We start from the raw sequence: 6,229 nt of genomic DNA on the forward strand, positions 1-6,229 counted from the left end.
ATCGACGCGGGCCATGGCGCTCGTTCGAGGCCGTCGAGTTCGCGACGCTGGAATGGGTCGACTGGTTCAACAATCGCCGGCTGCTGGAGCCCATCGGCAACATCCCGCCGACCGAAGCCGAGGAACGCTACTACGCTATGCTCGAAGAGCCGGCCATGGCAGCGTGACTCAAACCAAAATGCCTCCGGCAATCCCGGCGCGGTTCACTTCTTCGGCAATTCGCGTTCCGGAAGCACGACGGGTCGAGTTCGCTGCACGCGCGCGACCTGAACTTGTGTCCACCTGTGGCTGAACAGGCCCAAGACGCGCGCCACCGGGCGCTCTAGACGGGTCGATCGCGTTAAAGGCGTAAAAGTTTGTTCAGTAGGATTAGATCACCAACCCGATGCGATCCGCTGCTCAAATCGACATCACATCCCCACGGCGTTCGGCAGCCACAAGACTGTTGCCGGGATGAATGTAACCAGCAGCAGGATCAGCAACATGATCCCGAGCAGCGGGATGCTCTCCTTGAGGATTGCCTCCATTGGCTCCTTTGCGATCGACTGAGCGATCAGGAGGTTGAGGCCCATCGGCGGATGGATCAGACCGATCATCAGGTTGAGCACCACGACAAGACCAAAATGGACCGGGTCGATGCCCAGAGCGATTGCCGAGGGCAGGACGATCGGCACGATGATGATCGTCGCGGGCGTGGAATCGAGGAACGCACCTGCGACCAAAAGGACGACATTGATCATCAGCAAGAAGGCCACAGGTGAAAGCTGGGCCGCTTCAATCCAGCGCGACAGGTCCTTTGGCACGCCGTGCACTACGAGTAGATATGCGACGAAGGAGGAAGCGGAAACCACCAGCATGATGTTCGCGGTCTGCATTCCGGCCTCTTTGAGGATCGCCGGGAAACTGCTCCAGCGAAACTCGCGGTGGATCACCCAGCCGACAAAGATCGCGTAGACGACAAGCACCGCGCCAATCTCCGTGACGGTGAAGAAGCCGCCACGCGCGCCGATGATCAGAAGGAGGGGCATAGACATCGCCCAAACGGACAAACGGAATTTGCGCCAGATCTCGGTGCCGCTCTGGCGCCCGCGCCGCGGCAAGTCGTGCTTGCGCGCGTACCAATCAACGAAAATCACCAGCGCAACCGCGATCATCATCGCCGGGAAGAAACCGCCGACGAACAGCTTCATGATCGAGACCTCGGCAATGACGCCGTAGATGATGAGGGGAATCGACGGCGGCAGGATCGGGCCGAGCAGCGCGGCGGTCGCGGTGAGCGCTCCGGCGAACGCGCCGGAATAACCCTCCTTCTTCATCTCGGGGATAAGCAGAGCGCCTGTCGCCGACGCATCAGCGACCGAAGAGCCGGAAATGCCCGCAAGAAACAGGTTGGTGCCAATGTTCACCTGACCTGAGCTGCCCCGCAGCCGTCCCATGGCCGAGCCCAGCAGATCCACGATGCGAGTGGTGATGCCGCCCGAATTCATGATCGCGGCGGCAAGAATGAAGAACGGAACGGCAAGCAGCGGGAACGAATCGATGCCGTTCACCATCTTCTGCGCGAGCACAAAGCCCGGCATGCCCCAGATGAGGATAATGACAAGCGAGGCGAGCCCTAGCGCAATCGCAATGGGCACGGCCAGGAACATCAGCGCCAGGAGGAGCAGAGTGAGGACCAGCAGCACGAACATCGTCTAGACCTCCAGGCCGGATTTTACGGAGACGCGAGCAAACAGGCGGGTCGTGACCGCTCGCTCGAAAATGAACCACAGGCCGAGGACGCAGTAGAACGGCAGCGCCATGTACACCCAGCCATAGGGGATACCGGTCGCCGGCGCCCGCTTGATGGCCACGATGTCGAGCAGCTTGCCGCAATAGGTGAGCAAAGCCACCAGCAGGATTGCGGTGCAGAGATCAACAAAGATCAGCAGCAGCCGTTTTGCGCCCGGGCTCATTCGTTCCGAGAAGAAGTCGATCGCGATCAGATCGCCTTTACCCACAAGCCATGCGGCGCCGGAAAAGACCAGCCAGATGAAGAGAAAGCGTGCGATCTCCGCAAGGTCGGGTGTCGCAGCACCGGTGAAGTAGCGCGTGATGACCTGGTAGAAGACGAGGATAACGATCAGGAACAGCGCAGCTGCGACCATAACGGCAAGCAGACTACGCAAGACGTCGCCGAGCCGGACAAGAATTGAGCTCATCGGAAGATCCTGGGCTTGGATGCGGCGTGGAACGCCGCCCCCGCTGAAGGGGGGCGGCGGCAGGCGTCCAGCCTTACTCGACGGCGCGAACCTTCTCGATGATCGGCTGCAAGGCCGGATCATAGTTTGCCGCGCTGACGCGCTCGATGAACGCCTTGGTGTCAGGACGGGTCACCTTTGCCCCCTCAGCCTCCAGATCCGCAAGCAGCTTGGCCTGGGATTCTTCCGTGTAGGCGCGGTACCAATCGGCGCTATCGACGGCAGCTGCCTCGATTGCGGCGCGGATTGCGTCGTCCAGACCCGCGTACCACTCGGCGTTGCACATAAAGCCCATGGTTTCGGCCATGTGGTTGGTCAGAGCGAGATGCTCGACTACCTCATGGAACCGCTTGTCTTTAATTGCGGTCAGCGGCTGCTCAACGCCGTCTACGACGTGGCTCTGCAACGCAGCGTAGACCTCCTCAAAAGCGACGGTGGTCGGGCTCGCTCCCATTGCACGGATCGACTCGATGTAGGCCGGGATGCCCGGCGCACGGATCTTCATGCCGTCGAGGTCCTCGGCCTTCTCGATCGGCTTGTTGGTCAGCATCTGACGGAAGCCATGGAAGGCAGGACCGACGACGCGGAAGCCGGCCTCGTTGGCGATGGAGTCAAGAATTTCCTGACCGACTGGGCCGCGCCAGATGCGGAAGAAGTGATCGACGTCATGATAGACGTACGCAACTCCTTCGATGTTGGCGGCGGGGTGGAAGGAGCCGAGCACACCGACGCTCTCGTACATGCACTCGAGCACGCCACCCTTCACCTGTTCGACCATCTCGTCGACCGTGCCGAGGTGCGAATTCGGGTAGAGCTCGACCTCCACGCCGTCGCCAAGGCGCTCCTTCAGCTTCTCGGTGAACACCTCCATTGCCTTGGTGTCAGGGCTGGACTCCGAGCCCGCCCCACCGATGCGGAACGAGATGTCCGCATGCGCGGTGCCCGCCATCAGCATTCCCAGGACTGCGGCAGTGATCAGTTTCTTCATGGTTTTCCCTCTGTTGGATAATTTGTGCAAGCGGTCCTACTCCCTGCCGCCGATCTCAGCGGAGAGCACGGTCAGCACCTCATCGAGCGTGTCAACGATGACATCGATCTCGGTCTCGCTGATGGTGAAGGGGGGGCTGATCTGGATGTGGTCGCCACCCTTGCCGTAGTTCGAACCGGGCACGCCGCCGCCGACGATCACGCCACGATCCCTCATCATTCCGACGAGCCGCGTCGTGAACCGTACGGCTTCAGGGAACGGTTCGCGGGTTGCGCGGTCGCTGACGAATTCGACGCCGGCATAGAGGCCACGACCACGCACATCGCCGATCGCCGGATGCCGCTGTTGCAGCGCGCCAAGGCGCTGATGCAGGTAACTGCCGATCCGGCCGGGACGCGCGAACAGATCCTCGCGCTGCATGATCTCGAAGACCTTCTGGCCAACGAAACATGACATAGCGTGACCAGAATAGGTGAAACCGTGGACAAAACGGCGTTGACCATCACGGAAGAAGCCAGCGATCTTGTCGGAAACAATGACCGCTCCGAGCGGCGCATAGCCCGAGCCGATGGCCTTGCCGCAGGTGATCATGTCGGGGAGCACGCCCCAGTCCTCGATGGCGAACGGCCGGCCGGTGCGGCCATAGCCAATCAGCACTTCATCCGCGATGAAGAGAATGCCGTAACGATCGCAGATCTCGCGTACGCGGCGGTAGTAGTCCGGCCCCGGGGTAACCCCTGATGCCGTCGTGCCGACGATCGTTTCGGCAAAGAAGCAGGAGATGGTCTCCGGTCCCTCAAGCAGGATAGTACGCTCAAGTTCCTCAATGCAGTGGTCGGTGCAGTCGCCCGTCCCGTTGCAGATATTGCAGCGGTAATTGTAGGGAGGCGAGACGTGCACCACTGGCAGCATGTAGGGATCGTAGGGAGCGCGCCAGGATGTACGGCCGGAAAGCGACAATGTCGCGATCGTCACGCCATGATAGCTTTGCCAGCGGGCAAGCATCTTGTGGCGCGAGCCTTCGCCGCGCAGGACGTGGTACTGGCGGGCAAGCTTGAGGGCCGTCTCATTGGCCTCCGAACCTCCGGACACGAAATACACTGCGGACATTCCCTTCGGCGCGACCGACAGAACGGACGACGCCAATTCTTCCTGCCACGGATGGGTGAAGGACGCAGTGTAGACATAGCTAACGCGCTGACCTTCCGCTGCCAGCGCCTCATATATTTCTGACCTGCCATGGCCGATACCGATCACGCCGGCGCTGCCCATGCCGTCAAGGTAACGCTTCCCGCTGACGTCCTGGATCCAGACACCGTCAGCGCGTTCCACCAGAGGAAGCTGCTCGGCGAAGTCTCTGTAAAATACGCTACTCATCGGCCTTTCCGCTGACAGGATACAACGGTCCGCCTGATTAATGATTATCGATAATAAATACAATCGTGATATTGCGGCGAGGTCGCTCCATACGCAAAAAAGTTGCGCATCGGCCTCATCCGGACGGATGACACCGACGCGCAACCTGACTATCGAAGGAACGTCACAATTTGTGAAAGGATCACCCTTGCCCAAGGCCGCAGCGTACAACCAGGTCCGCCCCAGCCTCGAGGCGGAGATTGCTTCCGCGGTGAAGGAGGGAATTCTCGAGGGGCAGTGGAACCCCGGCGACCGGCTGGTCGAGATGGACCTGGCCCAGCATTTCGGCGTCAGCCAGGGCACGATCCGCGGCGCTCTCAAGTACTTGCAGGCCGACGGCCTGGTCGAGCATCATCCACGGCGGGGCAATTTCGTCATCGCGCTCTCGCAGGAAGACATTCGCGATATCTCGTTGATGCGCGACACGTTAGAGTCACTTGCAGCGCGGCTCGCAGCCGAAAAGATCGATGACGACGGCAGGACACGCCTGACGAAGATAGTCGATGAGATGCGTCAGGCCTCGCGCCGCCACCAACGGCGGCGCCTTCTTGAACTCGACCTCCGTTTTCACCGCGCGGTAATCGAAGTTGCTGGCAGCAGGCTGCTGCTTGACATGTACAAACGGCTTGAGGGCCCTGCACTCTTATTTCTGCGCATGGCGGACGGCCTCTACCAGCAGCCGGAAACCATCGTTGATCTGCACGAACCATTGCTCGAAGCAATCTGTTCGGGCGATAGCGGCCGCGCGTACGAGCTTGCGCAGCGACACACTGACGAAGATGCGGGCAAACTGACGGCGCGGAAAGGCGAGTGAGGGCACGTCGGGAACCTACTAGCCATCAACCAAACCATCGCAGCGCTACTCCGGCAATCCCGAAGCCACCCGCTCAACCGCCTTGGTAACCTCCTTGCCCTGATCACACGGAGACGGTCCGGGCCGTACCGCCCCCCCCCCACGGATGAACACTGCGTATTATGTAAATCGCACAAATGCGGTTTCTGTCCAGGAACGGGTGTGAAGCGCCGCCTCGGATAAATGATGTCAATGCACGATAATGTTGCCTTATCGGGCCTCGAGATGGGTGCCAGAAGTGCCTGAACCGTCGCGAAGTTGGTATCCTGCGAATTCCGGTCATCCGCTTCGATGGGAGACCTGCGGCGGTGTGAAAGGAAACGTCGGTTGGCTTGCCGGCGCAAGAACGCGCTGCGCTGATTCGATATCGCCGCAGGTGCCCCCTATTCAGCAAGACAGTTGCATGAGCCCCTTCCCTTCTCCTCGGAGTGCGCCGCTACCCCACGGCCAGCTATCGATCATTTGCATGAATCGACGCCGACCAATCGATTCAAAACTTGCGTTGGACGGAAGGAGGCCGCGCCGTCAGANTCNGGGCATGACGCTCCTGATGCATCGTGTCGATCCCGGCAATAACGCCTACCGCTTCTACGCGCTCTCGCTTGAACCGACGCTGTTCGGCGACGTGGCGCTGGTGCGGCGGTGGGGCAGGATCGGAACACGCGGCAGGCAGATCATCGAGCTGCACCCGGATGAAGCTTCGGCATCGACGGCGTTACAGAGACATCGCCT

6 protein-coding genes and 1 pseudogene are annotated in these 6,229 nt (G+C 60.6%); 3 read left to right on the forward strand and 4 right to left on the reverse strand.

The genetic code is table 11. The features are described 5' to 3' along the window. Nucleotides 1-167 (forward strand): annotated as a pseudogene (locus L630_RS22715) (IS3 family transposase); the annotation flags it as partial. Between the two features lie 243 nt (nucleotides 168-410). Here L630_RS22715 and L630_RS0120225 read toward each other — a convergent pair. The 4 genes from L630_RS0120225 to L630_RS0120240 form a co-directional block, all read right to left on the reverse strand. Beyond that, nucleotides 411-1,691, reverse strand: a complete 1,281-nt coding sequence (locus L630_RS0120225; protein ID WP_051473404.1) for a TRAP transporter large permease — start codon at nucleotides 1,689-1,691, stop codon at nucleotides 411-413. 3 nt (nucleotides 1,692-1,694) lie between these two features. Beyond that, nucleotides 1,695-2,201: a TRAP transporter small permease gene (locus tag L630_RS0120230; RefSeq protein ID WP_024849995.1), complete on the reverse strand. Its 507-nt coding sequence runs from the start codon at nucleotides 2,199-2,201 to the stop codon at nucleotides 1,695-1,697. A gap of 73 nt (nucleotides 2,202-2,274) precedes the next feature. Next, complete coding sequence (locus L630_RS0120235) at nucleotides 2,275-3,228, reverse strand: TRAP transporter substrate-binding protein (protein ID WP_024849996.1); 954 nt, start codon at nucleotides 3,226-3,228, stop codon at nucleotides 2,275-2,277. A 36-nt stretch (nucleotides 3,229-3,264) separates the two neighbouring features. Continuing rightward, a complete protein-coding gene (locus L630_RS0120240; RefSeq protein WP_024849997.1) occupies nucleotides 3,265-4,605 on the reverse strand; it encodes an aspartate aminotransferase family protein in 1,341 nt (446 codons plus the stop codon). A 40-nt stretch (nucleotides 4,606-4,645) separates the two neighbouring features. On the opposite strand from L630_RS0120240, the gene L630_RS0120245 reads away from it, so the two are divergent. Beyond that, complete coding sequence (locus L630_RS0120245) at nucleotides 4,646-5,458, forward strand: GntR family transcriptional regulator (RefSeq protein ID WP_084466252.1); 813 nt, start codon at nucleotides 4,646-4,648, stop codon at nucleotides 5,456-5,458. Nucleotides 5,459-6,035: 577 nt separating this feature from the next. Further along, the coding region (locus L630_RS0120250; RefSeq protein WP_024849999.1) for a WGR domain-containing protein at nucleotides 6,036-6,229 on the forward strand (194 nt) is incomplete at its 3' end.

It is taken from the genome of Aminobacter sp. J41, assembly GCF_000526635.1.
Lineage (GTDB): Bacteria > Pseudomonadota > Alphaproteobacteria > Rhizobiales > Rhizobiaceae > Aerobium.